Annotated in this window: 15 protein-coding genes; 10 read left to right on the forward strand and 5 right to left on the reverse strand. The window is 70.3% G+C overall.

What is annotated here, in order from left to right; genetic code table 11:
* Positions 1-230: 230 nt before the first annotated feature.
* On the forward strand, positions 231-944 hold the full coding sequence (locus tag AMO33_RS19585; RefSeq protein WP_011206738.1) for a hypothetical protein: 714 nt from the start codon (positions 231-233) through the stop codon (positions 942-944).
* A 244-nt stretch (positions 945-1,188) separates the two neighbouring features.
* Here the strand turns inward: AMO33_RS19585 and AMO33_RS19590 are convergent, their stop codons facing one another.
* Positions 1,189-2,154 (reverse strand): alpha/beta hydrolase, encoded by a 966-nt coding sequence (locus AMO33_RS19590; protein ID WP_041560559.1) that lies wholly within the window; start codon positions 2,152-2,154, stop codon positions 1,189-1,191.
* A 235-nt stretch (positions 2,155-2,389) separates the two neighbouring features.
* Between AMO33_RS19590 and rfbA the strand changes: the two genes are divergently transcribed.
* Together rfbA and AMO33_RS19600 are read left to right on the forward strand one after the other, a co-directional pair.
* Complete coding sequence (gene rfbA / locus AMO33_RS19595) at positions 2,390-3,262, forward strand: glucose-1-phosphate thymidylyltransferase RfbA (RefSeq protein ID WP_011206736.1); 873 nt, start codon at positions 2,390-2,392, stop codon at positions 3,260-3,262.
* A gap of 1 nt (position 3,263) precedes the next feature.
* Positions 3,264-3,812: a dTDP-4-dehydrorhamnose 3,5-epimerase family protein gene (locus AMO33_RS19600; RefSeq protein ID WP_011206735.1), complete on the forward strand. Its 549-nt coding sequence runs from the start codon at positions 3,264-3,266 to the stop codon at positions 3,810-3,812.
* Between the two features lie 63 nt (positions 3,813-3,875).
* Here AMO33_RS19600 and AMO33_RS19605 read toward each other — a convergent pair whose 3' ends face one another.
* Positions 3,876-5,339 (reverse strand): MFS transporter, encoded by a 1,464-nt coding sequence (locus tag AMO33_RS19605; protein WP_011206734.1) that lies wholly within the window; start codon positions 5,337-5,339, stop codon positions 3,876-3,878.
* Positions 5,340-5,424: 85 nt separating this feature from the next.
* Here AMO33_RS19605 and AMO33_RS19610 point away from each other — a divergent pair, with 85 nt between their 5' ends.
* Entirely contained in the window at positions 5,425-5,829 is a 405-nt protein-coding gene (locus AMO33_RS19610; protein ID WP_011206733.1) for a MarR family winged helix-turn-helix transcriptional regulator, read from the forward strand.
* Positions 5,830-5,844: 15 nt separating this feature from the next.
* Here AMO33_RS19610 and AMO33_RS19615 read toward each other — a convergent pair whose 3' ends face one another.
* Together AMO33_RS19615 and AMO33_RS19620 are read right to left on the reverse strand one after the other, a co-directional pair.
* The gene (locus tag AMO33_RS19615; RefSeq protein WP_060593838.1) at positions 5,845-6,729 is read right to left on the reverse strand and encodes a helix-turn-helix domain-containing protein; all 885 of its coding nucleotides are present in this window, start codon (positions 6,727-6,729) and stop codon (positions 5,845-5,847) included.
* A 137-nt stretch (positions 6,730-6,866) separates the two neighbouring features.
* Positions 6,867-7,514 (reverse strand): DUF4282 domain-containing protein, encoded by a 648-nt coding sequence (locus AMO33_RS19620; protein WP_060593839.1) that lies wholly within the window; start codon positions 7,512-7,514, stop codon positions 6,867-6,869.
* Between the two features lie 284 nt (positions 7,515-7,798).
* On the opposite strand from AMO33_RS19620, the gene AMO33_RS19625 reads away from it, so the two are divergent.
* From AMO33_RS19625 to AMO33_RS19635, 3 genes are all read left to right on the forward strand, one after another.
* Entirely contained in the window at positions 7,799-8,308 is a 510-nt protein-coding gene (locus AMO33_RS19625; RefSeq protein WP_170916141.1) for a hypothetical protein, read from the forward strand.
* Between the two features lie 165 nt (positions 8,309-8,473).
* Positions 8,474-10,672, forward strand: a complete 2,199-nt coding sequence (locus AMO33_RS19630; RefSeq protein WP_082668763.1) for a molybdopterin oxidoreductase family protein — start codon at positions 8,474-8,476, stop codon at positions 10,670-10,672.
* Positions 10,673-10,868: 196 nt separating this feature from the next.
* The gene (locus AMO33_RS19635; protein WP_060593841.1) at positions 10,869-11,516 is read left to right on the forward strand and encodes a pyridoxamine 5'-phosphate oxidase family protein; all 648 of its coding nucleotides are present in this window, start codon (positions 10,869-10,871) and stop codon (positions 11,514-11,516) included.
* Between the two features lie 23 nt (positions 11,517-11,539).
* Here the strand turns inward: AMO33_RS19635 and AMO33_RS19640 are convergent, their stop codons facing one another.
* Positions 11,540-12,004 (reverse strand): GtrA family protein, encoded by a 465-nt coding sequence (locus AMO33_RS19640; protein ID WP_011206727.1) that lies wholly within the window; start codon positions 12,002-12,004, stop codon positions 11,540-11,542.
* Between the two features lie 101 nt (positions 12,005-12,105).
* Here AMO33_RS19640 and AMO33_RS19645 point away from each other — a divergent pair, with 101 nt between their 5' ends.
* From AMO33_RS19645 to AMO33_RS19655, 3 genes are all read left to right on the forward strand, one after another.
* Complete coding sequence (locus AMO33_RS19645; protein WP_011206726.1) at positions 12,106-13,587, forward strand: FAD-binding oxidoreductase; 1,482 nt, start codon at positions 12,106-12,108, stop codon at positions 13,585-13,587.
* Between the two features lie 16 nt (positions 13,588-13,603).
* Positions 13,604-14,383, forward strand: coding sequence for a decaprenylphospho-beta-D-erythro-pentofuranosid-2-ulose 2-reductase (locus tag AMO33_RS19650; RefSeq protein ID WP_011206725.1), 780 nt, complete (start codon positions 13,604-13,606; stop codon positions 14,381-14,383).
* A gap of 204 nt (positions 14,384-14,587) precedes the next feature.
* The gene (locus AMO33_RS19655; RefSeq protein WP_197657784.1) at positions 14,588-16,645 is read left to right on the forward strand and encodes an arabinofuranosyltransferase; all 2,058 of its coding nucleotides are present in this window, start codon (positions 14,588-14,590) and stop codon (positions 16,643-16,645) included.
* Positions 16,646-16,820: the final 175 nt, after the last annotated feature.

Raw genomic sequence — 16,820 nt, forward strand, 5'->3', positions numbered from 1 at the left:
CGAACGGTGTGACCTTCGTCTCAGATGGTTTGACGAAAATAAGCCCCGCGGTCCGTTTTTACGGCGAAAAGCCAGCTCGGCGTGTCCTTTTCCGAATACGCACAGACCCGGCGGTCGACTTGGTGAACGGAATTTGAATCAACGGTCACAGTCGGTTCACCGCGCGTTAGCTGACCTCCATTTCGATCAACGGGTCCCCTCCGAACGCTTCACATCGAGGAACCCCAGAAATGCTGATGAGGAAATTCGCCGCTACGTCGGCGCTGCTGATCGCCGCGCTCGGCGTCACCGCCGGCACAGTCAACGCGGCGCCCGCCGCGCCGGCCGAGAGCGGTGCCATCAATTTCACCGCGCAGTCGACCGACACCCAGTCCATCATCTCGATCGACTCCGGCTCGCTGGTGGTCGAGGACAACGCGCTCAAGATCAAGGCCGCCGACGGCACCACCGTCGCGGGCGCGCCGCTGACCTTCCGCGTGGACGAGTTCGAGTTCCCGATCGCCGCCGAGATCAGCGACCGCACCGCCACCCTGACCCCGCAGCTCGACGTCGACAAGGCGGTCTACAAGCCGGTCGCCCTGCCGTTCGAGGACAAGGCGCCCTGGAAGAGCGAATACGACCGTGAGCTGGCCGCTTTCAACCGCCTGAAGGACACCATCGGCATGGGCGCCACCATCGGCACCCTGGTCGGCGGCCTGGGCGGCGCGGCCGTGGGCTGCGTGCTCGGCGGCATCGCGGGTGCGACCGTGGCCTCGGCGACCATCGTCGGCCTGTTCGGTCCGTTCATCCCGGCCGCGGCCATCGGCTGCCTGGGCGGCATCCTCGCCGTCGGCGCGCTGGGCACCCTGGCCGGCCAGATCCTGGTGACCGCGCCCGTCGCGATCGGCGCCGCGATCCAGTACTTCACCACCATCAACCAGCCGTTCGTGCCCCCGGCCAAGTAATCTCCGGCACATTTTCCGACGACCCCGCCCGTTCCGGGCGGGGTTTTCGTCCGTTTCGGGAGCTTTCCGGCCGGAACAATTTCCCGGCGGAAATGATCGCGAATTTCGCCCTGAAAAACGCCGGGCGGGTGGGGCGGGCAGAAATCGCCCCGAAAGGGACATTCCCGGCACGCACCGCAGAAAAAGAGCGAACCTCGTCCCGGCGTCCCGGGACGAGGTTCCTCGACTCGTCCGACCGAGCGGATCAGGCCGTCCGAGCCCGCTGGGAATCCGCCAGCCGCCCGCGGACGAAACGTGCGACCCGGCCGAGTGCGGCCCGGCTCTCCGGCAGGCCGGGGGCGATGCTCATGAACGCGTGCACCTGGCCGCGCCACAACTCCACCGAATTCGGCACCCCGGCCGCGTCGAGGCGCGCCGCCATCAGCTCGGCGTCGAAGCGCAGCACTTCGTCCTCGGCCGCGACCAGCAACACCGGCGGTAGGTGCGCCAGCGCGCCGTTCACCGGCGAGAGCAGGGGATCGAGCCTGCCCTCGCGCTCGGCACCCAGCCGCACCACCGCCGCCAGGGCGGACAGTGGGATATACGGATCGCGCGCGACATTGACGTAGTCGCGCTTGGCCGCGTAGTCGAGATCCAGCAGCGGACTCAGTCCCACCAGGCCCGCCGGGGCGGGCAGCCCGCATTCCAGGGCTCGCAGCGCGGTGGCGAAGGTGAGGTAGCCGCCCGCCGAGTCCCCCGCGAACACGATCCGGTCCGGCTCGGCACCGTGGCGCAGCAGCCAGCGGTAGGCGGCCAGGCAGTCGTCGATCGACTCGGTGATGCTGCGCACGGGCAGCTGCCGGTAGGCCACGTTGACCACCGGCAGCCCGGTGCGCCGTGCCAGGCTGGCCGCCACCGGCCGGTGCGTTTCCAGGCCGCACACCGCGAAGCCGCCGCCGTGCAGGTAGAGCAGCGCGCCGTGCCGCATCGCGCGCGCCGCACCGGCGGGTCGGATGATCTCCATGGCGAAGCCGGGCATGGTGACCTGCTCGCGCTCGATGCCGCGCGGGTGCGGGCGCAGCCGGGCCAGGCCGTCGATGGCGAGCGCGCCGACCGGGATGGTCGCGCGCGTGATCGGCGCGGCCCGCAACACGGGGCGCACCACCCCGCGGCAGGCCGCCGTCAGCAGCCGCGCCTGCGCGCTCGGCCCTTCCGGATTGAGTACCACCATCGCGCACCGCCTCGCCGCCGCGCCGCCGCAGCGACCCGGCCGCACCGCGCGGTGCCGCACGAGCGAGTGTCGGCGTCGACATCTCACACACTTACATTTCAGAAGACCACGCAGAAGTGATCTACGCAACACTTATCGCCCGCCACGCCGACGTGCGAAACCTCCGTGACGAAAACGTGCGCTACTCGGAACCTCCCCGACGCCGGCCCGGCCCCCAGCTGGCAGACTCCAGGGCATGCGCGGAATCATCTTGGCGGGCGGCACCGGTTCGCGGCTGCACCCGATCACGCGCGGGGTGAGCAAGCAGCTGGTCCCGGTCTACGACAAACCGATGATCTACTACCCGCTGTCCACCCTGATGCTGGCCGGCATCAGGGACGTCCTGGTGATCACCACCCCCGAGGACGCGCAGGCCTTCCGGCGGCTGCTCGGCGACGGCAGCCAGTTCGGTATCGCGATCAGTTACGTGGTGCAACCGGAGCCGGACGGCCTGGCCCGCGCCTTCGTGCTCGGCGCCGACCACATCGGCTCCGACTGCGCGGCTCTGGTGCTGGGCGACAACATCTTCCACGGCCCCGGTCTCGGTACCAGCCTGGAGCGCTTCGACGGCATCTCCGGCGGTGCGGTGTTCGCCTACTGGGTCTCCGATCCCACCGCCTACGGCGTGGTCGAATTCGCCGAGGGCAAAGCGATTTCCATCGAGGAGAAGCCGAAGGTGCCGCGGTCGAACTACGCGATCCCCGGCCTGTACTTCTACGACAACGACGTGGTGGAGATCGCGCGTGGGCTGCGGCCGTCGGCACGCGGCGAGTACGAGATCACCGACATCAACCGGGCCTATCTCGAGCAGGGCAGGTTGCAGGTCGAGGTGCTGGCCCGCGGCACCGCCTGGCTGGACACCGGCACCTTCGATTCGCTGCTCGACGCCGCCAACTACGTGCGCACCATCGAGGAACGCCAGGGCCTGAAGATCGGCGTGCCCGAGGAGGTCGCCTGGCGGATGGGTTTCATCGACGACGAGGGTTTGCGGGCGGTGGCCGAACCGCTGGTCCGGTCCGGTTACGGCAGCTATCTGCTCGACCTGCTCGAACGCGGACGGGATTGGTGAGATGGAGATCCGGGAGCTCTCGATTCCGGGGGCGTGGGTGGTCACCCCGCGCGTGTTCCACGACGAGCGGGGCAGCTTCGCCGAGGCGTTCAAGGCCTCGGAGTTCGAGAAGGCCACCGGCCGGCCGATGGACCTGCGGCAGGTGAACTGCTCGGTGTCGGCGGCCGGGGTGCTGCGCGGCATCCACTACACCGAGAACCCGCCCGGTCAGGCCAAGTATGTGACCTGCGTGCGCGGCGCCTTCCTGGATGTGGTGGTCGACCTGCGCCGCGGCTCACCCACCTACGGCCGCTGGGACAGCGTGCTGCTCGACGACGTGGACCGCCGCTCGGTGTTCGTGTCCGAGGGCCTCGGCCACGCCATCCTGTCGCTGGAGGACGACTCCACCGTCACCTATCTGTGTTCGCTCGAGTACACCCCGGAGCTGGACGGCGAGATCGACGCCTTCGATCCGACCCTGGCCATCGAGTGGCCGCGCACCGGCCGCGACGGCAGGCCGCTGACCTACCTGCGTTCGCCGAAAGACACTGCCGCCCCGCCCTTCTCCTGAGACGGGCGAACGCCCCGTCCGGGTGGTGGCCGGACGGGACGCTCTGGCGGGAGGCCGTCGTCGTCAGCCGACGAGTTCGACCTCGGGCTCGGCCGCCCGGCGCCTGCGCAGCGCGGGCGCGAAGGCCGACAGCGCGACCAGTGCACCGACCACCGCGATGCCCGCGGCGAAGGTCAAGCCGGGCCGGTAGGCATCGAGCATCTGCTGCGGCTCGCCGGAGCCGTGGCCGCCGGAGGAGATGACGGCGGTGGTCACCGCCAGCATCACCGCGCCGCCGACCTGCATCGCGGTCTGGAGCACGCCCGCGGCCAGGCCCTGCTCGTCGTCATCGATACCGCTGGTGGCCTGGATGTTGATGGCCGGGAAGCCGATCCAGCCGATGCCGATCAGCAACACGGCGGGCAGGATCATCGTCAGGTAGGACGGGTGCGTGTCCAGCCGCAGGAACAGCAGGTAACCGACGGCCATCACGGTCATGGTGACGCCGATGATGGGTCCGGTGCCGAAGCGGTCGACCAGCTTGTCGGAGAACACCGCCGAGAGGGCGACCAGCAGGCCGACCGGCAGCAGCGCCAGCGCCAGCCGCAGCGGCGACCACCCCAGGGTGTCCTGCAGGTACAGCGTGACGATGAACTGCCAGCTGAAGTAGGAACCGGCCACCGCGACGATCGCCAGCGACGCGCGCACCAGGGTGGTCTTGCGCAGGATGCCCAGCCGCACCAGCGGATGCGCGACCCGCCGTTCCACCGCGAGGAAGGCCGCGAACAGCACCGCGACCGCGGCGAACGAACCGACCGTGCGGGCCGAGTTCCAGCCCACTTCGGGGGCGGTGACCACGGTGTAGACCAGCAGCAGCATGGCCGCGGTGGACAGCGCCGCGCCGAGCAGATCGTGTCCGCCCTCCTCGGCGGGCTCGTCCTTGGGCACCAGCACCCAGGCCGCCGCCAGCGCGGCCAGGGCGATCGGCACCGGCAGCAGGAAGGTCCAGCGCCAGCCCATGCCGGTCATCAGCCCGCCGAAGAGCAGGCCCGAGGAGTAGCCGCCCGCGCCGAACACGGTGTAGATCGACAGCGCCTTGTTGCGGGCCGGGCCCTCGGCGAAGGTGGTGGTGATGATCGACAGACCGGTCGGCGCGGTGAACGCGGCGGCCAGGCCCTTCACGAAGCGGGTCAGGATCAGCAACGGTCCGGAGCTGACCAGGCCGCCCGCCAGCGAGGCGAGGGCGAAGACGGCCAGCGCGATGAGGAAGACCTTGCGCCGCCCGAGCAGGTCGGCGGTGCGCCCGCCGAGCAGCAGCAGGCCGCCGTAGCCGAGCACGTAGCCGCTGACCAGCCACTGCAGGGTCGAGGTCGACATGTCGAGTTCGGCGCCGATCGAGGGCAGGGCGACGCCGATCATCGAGACGTCGAGCCCGTCGAGGAACAGCACGACGCACAGCGTGATCAACATCCCCCACAGCCGGACGGGCCACTTCGTGGGGTCGAGCGCCGGTGCGGCGGCGGCCGAGAGTGTTGCCGGAGAAGTCATGCCGGGGACATTACATGCGTGTGCATTAAATGCCAACACATAAAATGCCGTTGCATGGAGTAAGGGTCCGGACTAGGATGACGGCATGTCGAAGTCGACCGTGGACACCGCACGACGCCCGAGCGCGTCGTCGGCACTGGTCGGCCAGTGGCGTGACCTGCTGGATCGGCACGCCGCGGTGAGCTGCGCGCTGGAGAAGGCGCTGCAGAACGAGCACGGCATCGGGCTCAGCGAATTCGAGACGCTCGACCGGCTCGTCGACGCCGCCTGCGGCAAGTACCGGATGAGCGATCTGGCCGGCGACATCCACCTGAGCCAGAGCGCGCTCTCACGGGCGGTGGCCCGGCTCGAACGCGACGGCCTGGTCGAACGCAGCATGTGCGAGGAAGACCGGCGCGCGATCTTCGTCCGGATGACGGACAAGGGCCGCGCGGTCTACGAGGCGGCCATGCCCACCCACCGCACGGTGCTGGCCGACACCTGGCACTGACCGCCCGGCGCGGGGTCAGGACCGGCGGTTCAGTGCCGCCACGGCCTCGTCGAGCGGGGCGCGCGCGTCCACCGCGACGGCGGCGATGCTCGCGAACGCCCGGCGATACCGCTCGATCTCGGCGTCCTTGTCCAGGTAGACCGGCCCGGTGAAGGCCTCGACGTAGACCACCGGCGGCTCGGGCTGCGCCACGTCACCGAGCGGGAACTCGAGAATCGCGAATCGGCTCGTCGCCATGCCCGCGTGATAGTCCGACGCCGCGGGCACCACCCGCAGCCGCACCGTCGGCAGTTCGCACATGCGCCGCAGGTGCGCCAGTTGCTCGGCCGCGACCGCGCGGCCACCGATCCGCTTGTGCAGCACCGCCTCGGCGACCACCACATCCAGCCGCAGCGGCGCACCGGGCCGGGTCAGCAGCGCCTGCCTGCGGCTGCGCAGGGCGACCCGGCGGTCGATCTCGGTGGCCGTGGCGTCCGGATGGGCGGCGCCGAGCAGGGCACGCGCGTAGGCCTCGGTCTGCAACAGCCCGGGGACCAGCTCGTTCTCGTAGCCGGCGAGCTGGCGGGCGGCCTCCTCCAGACCGATGTAGATGTCGAAGCCCTCGCCGATGACGTCGCTGTAGGCGGTCCACCACCCGCGGGCCTTGGTCTCCTTGGCCAGGGCCGCCAGCGGCGCGACCACCTCGTCGGGGGCGCCGTAGATCTTGCACATGGCCTCCACGTCGAGGCTGCGCAGCGAGGTCTGGCCGGTCTCGATCCGCCAGATCTTGGCCTCCGACCACTCCAGGTGGCGGGCGGCGGCGCGGGTGGTCATCTTGGCGCGCGTGCGCAGGTCACGCAGATGCCTGCCGAGTCGTCTGCGCGGCATGGTCGATCCGGTGGTGACCTGCGGTAAAGCCATACTTCCCCCTTGCGCTGCCTCGGGTTTCCGCCCACGGTCCCGGCGCACCCGAACGGCATTGTTTCACAACAGTTCTGGCAGTTCGCAACACGAACGGACGGCACACCCCCGCGCACCCCGCGATAGCTAATGTCGAGCTATTTCCGCGGATTCCGACCACGGAAGCGCCAGAACTGCACCGCGCGAACATCTTCGGAGAGCTGGTTGACCGGCTCGGCGACATCGGAGAGCGCCTGGAACAGATCGTCGGCCAGATCGCTGATGTGCTCCACCCGCGTCGCCAGGCGCGAAGCGTTGACCAGGAACTCCAGCATCAGCCGCACGGCCGCGGCGATGGTGAGCCCCAACGGGATCGCCACCAGCGCGGCCAGCACGCCGAGCACGATCGAGACCTGCCACAGCAGCACCGTCAGCGCGATCGGCACGGCGCAGGCGAAGATCAGCCCGAGGATGTAGGCGAGCGGCAGCAACGTCCTGGTGGCCTGCCGGTGGAATTGGACATCGAGCAGCGCGGCGGCGGCATCGGCGCTCCAGTGCCGGAAATCACGCCCGCTGCGGAAGGGTTCGGCGGGCTCCTCGTCCCGGACGCCGCCCGCCAGCCTGCGCAGCGCCGCGGCTTTCCAGGCGAGCCAGCGCGACTCGGGCACGTACTCGGACGTACCGCGCCGCGCGGCCGCGTCGGTGCCGGCGGCGTCCGTGCCGGCGGCGTCCGTGCCGGCGGCGTCCGTGCCGGCGGCGTTCGGATCCGTGCTGGTCGAATCCCCGCGGTTCGCATCCTCGGCCATGGCTCACGCTCCTCGGCATCGTTCGCGCCCGGCGGCACGCCTCGGCCGAATACTGCCCCGATTTCCGCGCCCGAACCACCCCCCAGGAACCTCCCAGGAAGCACACGGCCCGGCCACAGCGACGGAGCCCAGAGTGGGTGGCGCGGTCGTCCGACGGCGGCGGTATGCTCCCCCGCCGAATGAGACGTACTGCACAGTTCGGGATTTTTTCGGAGATCGCGTAACGCCCGGGGCCCCGCCCCTCGATACGAACCATGAACGCAGGACCCCCAGAGCATCCGGGAATGGAGAAAACAGTGCGCACCACGTTTCCGACTTCCGTCTCCGCGGCCGACATGGACGCCGCGGCGCAGGACTACATCCAGCGCGGGTGGACGGTCGCCGAAACGGCCAACGGGCTGTGCCTGATCACGGACGAGAACGTCTCCGCCATCGAGATCGGCGGCGAGCTCGCGGGTGAGGTGCGGCGCTTCCTGCGCGCGAACAACCTGACCGGTCCGGTGATCGAGGTTCCCGGCGCCGAGCGCCGTGAGATCCACCTGGTCACCGGCGTGCGCAAGGCCGCCATGGCGCTCGACGCGCTGCGCGAGGCCGGCGCCATCGTCTACACCGACGGCGCGGGCGTGCCGCTGCCGCCGAGCAAGCTGTCCGCCGGTTCGGCCAGCTGGGGCGTCGCGCCCCGCGAGGCCCGCTGGGTCCCGCCGGTGGTCGCCATCGCCGCGGCGGTGCGCTCGGCCGCCAGCGGCAAGCGCGCGCAGCTCACCGGCGCCCAGCTCACCAGCGTCGCCTGCTGAGTCACCAGCCTGCACGGGCAGCGGCGGCCCGCACTACCTCCGCTGCCGACGACCGGCATCCGCACGGATGCCGGTCGTTTCTCGTTTCCCCACCCGGTCCGCTATGGGACATTTTTCAGCAAATGTCGCAAACGCTCTTCCCCTCCGGACGGTCCGGCGGCCAAGATGGGGACTATGGCCCAGATCACCGACTCGGCTCGGAAACTGCTGCGCACCTGCCCGCTCTGTGAGGCCGTGTGCGGACTCGAGATCACCCTCGACGCCGCCGACCACGTGGTCTCGGTACGCGGTGACAAGCTCGATCCCTTCAGCAAAGGCTTCCTCTGCCCGAAGGGGGCCAGCCTCGGCAAGCTCGACGAGGACCCCGAGCGCGTCACCGAGCCGATGATCCGCGATCGCGCCACCGGCGCCTGGCGTACGGCGGGCTGGGACGAGGCCTTCGACTACATCGCCGAACGCTTCCCCGCCATCACCGCCGAGTACGGCAACCAGGCCGTGGGCATGTACGTCGGCAACCCGAACGCGCACACCGTCGCGGGTGCGCTCTACCTGCCGGTGCTGATCCGCGCGCTCGGCACCAAGAACCTCTTCTCGGCCAGCACCGCCGACCAGATGCCCAAGCAGGTCGCCGCCGGCCTGATGTTCGGCGACCCCCTCACCGTGCCCGTGCCGGATCTGGACCGCACCGACTACCTGTTGATGCTCGGCGCGAACCCGCTCGAATCGAACGGATCGCTGTGCACCGCACCGGATTTCCCGGGCAGGCTCGCCGCGCTGCGCAAGCGCGGCGGACGGTTCGTTGTGGTCGATCCGCGCGCCACCCGCACCGCGGAACGCGCCGACGAGCACCTGTTCATCCGTCCCGGCACCGATGTCTTCCTGCTGTTCGGGCTCGTGCACACGCTGTTCGCCGAGAACCTGACCGAGGTGCGCGTGGCCGTGAACGGGCTCGACGAGGTGCGCGCGGCCGCCGCCGAATTCACCCCCGAGGTCGTCGCCGCCCACACCGGCGTGCCCGCCGAGACGGTGGTGCGGCTGGCCCGCGAACTGGCCGCCGCCCCGACGGCGGCGGTGTACGCCAGGATCGGCACCTGCACGGCGGAGTTCGGCACCCTCACCCAGTGGCTTGTCGACGTGCTCAACGTCCTGACCGGCAATCTCGACTCCCCCGGCGGCGCGATGTTCGCCACCGCCGCGGCGACCGGCATCGTGCGCAGCAAGCCGTTCCGCACCGGACGCTGGCGCAGCCGGGTGCGCGGGCTCGCGGAGGCGATGGGGGAGCTGCCGGTGGCCACCCTGGCCGACGAGATCCTCACCCCCGGCGAGGGGCAGATCCGGGCGATGGTGACGGTGGCGGGCAATCCGGCGCTCTCCGCGCCCGGCGCCGCCCGCCTCGACGCGGCCCTGGCCGGGCTGGACTTCATGGTGAGCGTGGACCGCTACCTCAACGAGACCACCCGGCACGCCGATGTCATCCTGCCGCCGCCGCGCACCGTGCAATCCCCGCACTACGACTTCGCGCTGCTGCAGTTCGCGGTCCGCAACTACGCGCGATACTCCCGGCCGCTGGTTCCGCTGGGCGACCGGCCCTCCGAAGCGGCCGTGCTGGCCCGGCTCGGCGCCGCGCTCACGGGGCGGCCGCACCACGGCACCGGCGACCAGGACCCGGTGGCCGCGGTCGACGAGCTGGTGATCGCGGGCATGTTGCACAAGGCCGGTATCCCCGAGCGCCGCGACGAGTTGATCGGCGCGAACAGCACCGAACAGCGCATCGATCTGATGCTGCGGCTCGGCCCGTACGGCGAATGGAACGGCGGCACGCTGAACCTGCAAGTGCTGCTGGACAACCCGCACGGCATCGACCTCGGCCCGCTCACCCCGCGGCTGCCCGGCGCGCTGCGCACCGCGTCCGGCGCGGTGGAGCTGGCGCCGGAACCGCTGCTGGACGATCTCGCCCGGCTGCGCGCCAGGATGGCCGACCAGGCGCCGGAGTTCGTGCTGATCGGCCGCAGGCACCTGCGCTCCAACAACAGCTGGCTGCACAACGTGCCCGCCCTGGTCGGCGGCACCAACCGCTGCACACTGCAGATCAATCCCGCCGACGTGGACCGGCTCGGGCTCGGCGATCAGGCGGTGGTGAAATCGGCCGCGGGCACGCTGACGGTGCCGCTGGAACCCACCGACACGATCATGCCCGGCGTGGTCAGCCTGCCGCACGGCTGGGGCCACGGCGCGGGCACCCAGTCGGTGGCCAGGGCGAACGCCGGGGTGAACGCCAATGTGCTGACCGATGATTCGATCGTCGACACCCCATCGGGCAACGCGGTGTTCAACGGCGTGCCGGTGACCCTGCTGCCCGCCTGACCAGATCAGAAATCGCTGCGCGACGGCCGGATTCGACATCGACCGGCCGAATTCGCCAATGGTGTGCGCTGTTCGTCACTAGAATCGACGCGGATTTCGGTTTCATCACGGTTCGGCTTTTCTTCGTGGCCGGGTTCGCGCGTGGTTCGAGGCGGCACCACGCGGCCCGGATATCGGCGACCAGTAGGGGGCGCACATGACCGGCAACCAGATCGGCAGCGACGGTGAACACGTACTCCAGGAGCGCTACGGCACCGTCGACCGGGCCGAGCGATTCTACGGCGACCAGGTGCTCGACCGGCTCAATCCGGCGATGGTCGAATTCGTCCGGCGGATGGACATGGCGTTCATCGCCACCGCCGACAAGAACGGGGAGTGCGACAACAGCTTCCGCGCCGGGCCGCCCGGCTTCCTGCACGTCGTCGACGACCGCACGATCGCCTATCCGGAATATCGTGGCAACGGGGTGATGGCGAGTCTGGGCAACATCTCGGAGAACCCGCACATCGGGATTCTGCTCATCGATTTCGTGCACGACCTGATCGGACTGCACATCAACGGCTCGGCGCGCATCGTGGAGGACCACGCGCTGCGCTGCTCGGTGCCCGACCTGCCCGCGGCGCGGGTGCGCGGCAGGCAGGCCGAACGCTGGGTGGTGGTGGAGGTCGAGGAGGCCTACATCCACTGCCGCAAGCACATCCCGCACCTGGTGCCCGCCGACCGCGAGCAGCGCGACTGGGGTACCGACAACGTCCGGGCCAAGGGCGGGGACTACTTCGGCGTCAAGGCTTCGTCCGGTGTCGTCTCGTCCGGCATCGAACCAGCCGCCGTGCTCAGTCGCTGAATCGGCCCGCTCGCCCCGCGTGGCTAGTCGATCTTGAAGATGACCAGCCGCTGCACGACGAAGTTGATCACCGTCGCCGTGCCCTGGGCCACCACGAAGGCGACGGCGACCGGCACGGGGTCCTCCCCGAGCAGATGCACCATCAGCTGGTTGATGCCCACCTGGACCGCGAAGGTGGTGGCGTAGAGCGCCACCACCGCCAGGAACCGGGCGCGGCTCGGCGGCGCCTGGAAGGTCCAGCGGCGGTTGATCAGGTACGCGGTGGTGGTGCCCGCCACGAAACCGATCGACTTGGCGACCGGCACGGGCAGCCCGACCACCTTCAGCAGGAACACGTACAGCCCGAAGTCGACGATCGCGGAGAACCCGCCGGTCACGGTGAACCGGATGATCTGCGTCTTCAGGTCGACGGCGCCGTCCGCGTCGGCGAGTCGTTCGTCGACCAGGGGCAACTCGGCCGTGGGCGGCAGTGGGGGTTCGGCGTGCACGGCCACGAGCCTAACGCCGAGCGGCCGCCGTGCCCCACCGCGTACCGGCGAGTACGCCGACGGCGAACCCTCGCGCGCGGGGGCATGTAGCCTCTATCCCGATGTCCACGAAAGCTCCGACCACCACCACGACGACCGGTGTCGACGAGACCGCAGGCAGCACCGACGGCGCCACCGGGCGTACCGAGGCCTACCAGCTGCCCACGCGGACCCGGTCGCTCACCGGGTGGGGTCGCACCGCACCCACCTCCGCCGAAGTGCTCTCGACCAGCGATCCGGAAGTGATCGCGAAGGCCGTCGCGATGGTCGCCGAGGACAACGACGGCAAGCCCGCCCACCTGCGCCGCGGCGTGATCGCGCGGGGCCTCGGCCGCTCCTACGGCGACAACGCCCAGAACGCGGGCGGCCTGGTCGTCGACATGACCGCGCTCAACCGCATCCACCGCATCGACGCCGACTCCCGGCTGGTCGACGTGGACGCCGGCGTCACGCTCGACCAGCTGATGAAGGCGGCGCTGCCGTTCGGGCTGTGGGTGCCCGTGCTCCCCGGCACCAGGCAGGTGACCGTGGGTGGCGCGATCGGCTCCGACATCCACGGCAAGAACCATCACAGCGCGGGCAGCTTCGGCAACCACGTGCGCTCGATGGAGCTGCTCACCGCCGACGGCACCGTGCACCACATCACGCCCAAGCGCAACGCCAAGCTGTTCTGGGCCACGGTCGGCGGGTGCGGCCTCACCGGCATCATCCTGCGCGCGACCATCGAGATGACGCCGACCGAGACGGCGTACTTCATCGCCGACGGCGACGTGACGGCCGGGCTGGACGAGACCATCGCCTTCCACAGCGACGGCTCCGAGGACAACTACACCTACAGCTCGGCCTGGTTCGACGCGATGAGCCCGATGCCGAAGCTGGGCCGGGCGGTGATCTCGCGCGGCTCGCTGGCCAAGCTCGACGAGCTGCCCAAGAAGCTGCGCAAGAACCCGCTCGACTTCACCGGCAAGACCTTCCTGACCTTCCCCGACCTGTTCCCGAACGGGCTGCTCAACAAGCAGACCTTCGCGCTGGCCACCGAGGTCTGGTACCGCAAGGGCACCACCTACCGGCGCAAGCCGCAGAACCTGACCGCGTTCTACCACCCGCTGGACATGCTCGGCGAGTGGAATCGCGCCTACGGCTCGCGCGGCTTCCTCCAGTACCAGTTCGTGGTGCCGCCGGAGGCGGTCGAGGAGTTCAAGCAGATCCTCATCGACGTCCAGCGCAGCGGGCACTACTCGTTCCTCAACGTGTTCAAGTACTTCGGCCAGGGCAACCAGGCACCGCTGAGCTTCCCGATGCCGGGCTGGAACGTCTGCCTGGACTTCCCGATCAAGCCGGGGCTCAACGAGTTCGTCACCGAATTGGACAGCCGGGTGCTGGAATTCGGCGGCAGGCTCTACACCGGCAAGGACTCGCGCACCACCGCCGAGACCTTCCACAAGATGTATCCGCGGATCGACGAGTGGATCAAGGTCCGCCGATCGGTCGATCCCACAGGCGTTTTCATGTCCGACATGGCGAGGAGGCTGGAACTCCAGTGACGGTGAGGTTCGCACGATGATCAATGCCGTAGGCAACCCGCAGGCCATCCTGCTGCTCGGCGGCACCTCGGAGATCGGCCTCGCGATCTGCGCGGAGTACCTGAAGAAGGCTCCCGCGCGCGTCATCCTGGCGACGCTGCCCGGCGACCCGCTGCGCGCGGACGCGGTGGCGCAGATGGAAGCCGCGGGGGCGAGCGAGGTCGAGGTGATCGATTTCGACGCGCTCGACACCGACAGCCATCCGAAGGTGATCGACGCGGCCTGGGCGCGCGGTGATGTCGACGTGGCGATCGTGGCGTTCGGCCTGCTCGGCGAGGCCGAGGAGTTGTGGCGGAACCAGCGCAAGGCCGTGCAGATCGCCGAGATCAACTACACCGCCGCGGTGTCGGTGGGTGTGCTGGTCGGCGAGAAGATGCAGGCCCAGGGGTACGGGCGCATCATCGCGATGTCCTCGGCGGCGGGTGAGCGCGTGCGGCGCTCCAACTTCGTCTACGGCTCGACCAAGGCCGGGCTGGACGGGTTCTACCTCGGCCTGGGCGAGGCGCTGCGGCCGTTCGGCCCGCGCGTGCTGGTGGTGCGGCCGGGCCAGGTGCGCACCCGCACCACCATCGAGCACTGGAAGGCGACCGGCGCGAAGGAGGCGCCGTTCACCGTGGACAAGGAAGAGGTTGCCGCGCTGGCGGTTTCGGCTTCCGACAAGGGCAAGGAGCTCATCTGGGCGCCGGGCGTGTTCCGGTACGTGATGATGGTTCTGCGTCACATCCCGCGGCCGATCTTCCGCAGGCTGCCGATCTAGCCGACCGGACTTTCGCCGGAGGGCCGTGCACGGGCGTGCGCGGCCCTCCGGCGTTCCCGGGTCTGCGAGGCACCCCGTGTACTCCACTAGGCTGTGCTCGATTCGCCTGAGCGAGACCGCCCACGGAACCCGCTCGGGCAGAGGCACTGCGCAGAGGCAATGCCTGAGGGGAACGCGGATCAGGAGCCGGAGGTTGGCGCACCGATGACGACGAGCGACAGGGGGCGGCTGCGGCCGCTGGTGCGTCAGGTGGGCGGCGGCGTCGGCGAGGCGATCGCGGCGGCCCTCGTGGCGGTTGCCGTGGCCGCGGTGGGCCTGGTCGCCTTCTCGCTGGTCGAGTGGCCCGCGTTCAACTCCTCCCACGTGACCCGCGCGCTCACCACGGTCGGCCAGGTGGTCGCGGCGGCGCTGCTCGTCGCGGCGATCGTGCTGGTGCGCAGGCGCCGCGCCCCGCGCCTCGCGGCACTGCTGTCGTGGGCGGGTATCGCCGCCTTCGTGACCGTGACGCTCGGCATGCCGCTGGCCGCGACGAAGCTGTACCTGTTCGGTGTCTCGGTCGATCAGGAGTTCCGTACCGAGTACCTGACCCGGCTCACCGACAGCCCCGCGCTGCGCGACATGACCTACGCCGACATCCCGCCGTTCTATCCGGCGGGCTGGTTCTGGGTCGGCGGCCGGGTGGCCGACGTGCTGGGGATGTCGGGCTGGGAGGCGTTCAAGCCCTACGCGATCGGCTCGCTGGCGGTCGCGGCGGTGCTGTCGCTGGTGCTGTGGACGCGGCTGATCCGGACCGACTGGGCCATCGCGGTCACGGCGGCGAGCACGGCCGTCGCGCTCGCCTTCGCCTCGCCCGAGGCCTACAGCGCCGTCATCGTGCTGCTGCTGCCGCCCGCGCTGGTGCTGGCCTGGGGGGCGCTGCACCGGCCGGTCGCGGACGGACTGGTCGCCGATGACAGCGCCGTCGCAGAGCCGCCCGCCACCACCGCGGAGCGACCCCCGGTGCCCGAGCAGGCCGGTTCGTCCGTTCCCGCGAGCGCGGGCGGCTGGGGCGCGGTGGTCGGCACCGGGCTCTTCCTCGGTTTGGCGGCCACCTTCTACACCCTCTACCTGGGCGTCGCGGCGTTCGCGGTGACGCTGATGGGGCTGCTCGCGGCCTTCCTCGCCGTCCGGGCGGCCAAGCAGACACGACGACCGCGGCGGGGCACGGCAGTCGTCGCGACCGGGCCGGTCTGGCGCGCGGCGGTACCGCCGCTGGTTCGGCTGCTCGTGATCGCGGTGATCGCGGCGCTCATCGCGGCGGTGGTGTGGACACCCGTGCTCGTGGAGATGCTGCGCTCGACCACGCCGCGCTCGGGCACCGCTCTGCACTACCTGCCCCGGGCGGGCGCCGAGTTGCCGCTGCCGATGCTGGAGTTCTCGCTGCTGGGCGCGCTGTGCCTGATCGGCACGATCTGGCTGGTGGTGCGGGCCTCGTCGTCGCGGCGCGCCCAGGCGCTCGGCGTCGGCGTGCTGGCGATCTACCTCTGGACGCTGCTGTCGATGCTGGTGACGGCGGCGGGTACGACGCTGCTGTCGTTCCGGTTGGAAGCGCCGCTGCTGGCACTGCTGGCGACCGCGGGCGCGTTCGGTTTCGTCGAGGGGGCGCGGGCGGCCTACCAGGCGTTCAACGAGCCCGAGCGATTCCGGGTCGCGGTCGCGGTGGTCGCGGTGCTCGGCGCGCTCGCCTTCGCCCAGGACATTCCGCACGTGCTCGCACCGGAGATCACCACCGCCTACACCGACACCGACGGCGACGGCGAACGCGCCGACAAGCGCCCGCCCGGCGCCGCCTCCTACTACCGCGAGATCGACGCCGCGCTGCGCGAGCAGACCGGCAGGCCGCGCGACGAGACGGTCGTGCTCACCGCCGACACGACCTTTCTTGCCTTCTACCCCTACTTCGGGTTCCAGGCGCTGACCTCGCACTACGCCAACCCGCTCGCCGACTTCGCGGGCCGCGCCGCCCTGATCCGGCAGTGGAGCGAGCTGGACTCCCCCGCCGCCCTGCGGGCCGCGCTGGCCGAGAGCCCCTGGCGCGCTCCCGACGCGTTCCTGTTCCGGCGCAGCGGCGAGACCTACACGCTGCGATTGGCCGAGGACGTCTATCCCAACGACCCCAACGTCCGCCGTTACACGGTGAGCTTCCCGGCGGCGCTGTTCGACGACCCCGCCTTCACCAGCACCGACATCGGCCCGTTCACGCTGGTCACCGTGCGGGACTGACGAGCGAGAGCCAGATCACACCGGTTTCCCGGTTTCGGCGCGCCGGTGCTGGGCAGTCTGGTCCGAAGCGGCGGTTCCGCCTGCCCGGAGAACCCCGGCAGGCCGTCTCGCGATCCGGGCGAGGCCGTACACCGCGTTGCGCCGACCGCGCGCCCGCGGCCGCCGGGCACATCCG

The sequence above is a fragment of the Nocardia farcinica genome, assembly GCF_001182745.1.
Classification (GTDB): Bacteria; Actinomycetota; Actinomycetes; order Mycobacteriales; family Mycobacteriaceae; genus Nocardia; species Nocardia farcinica.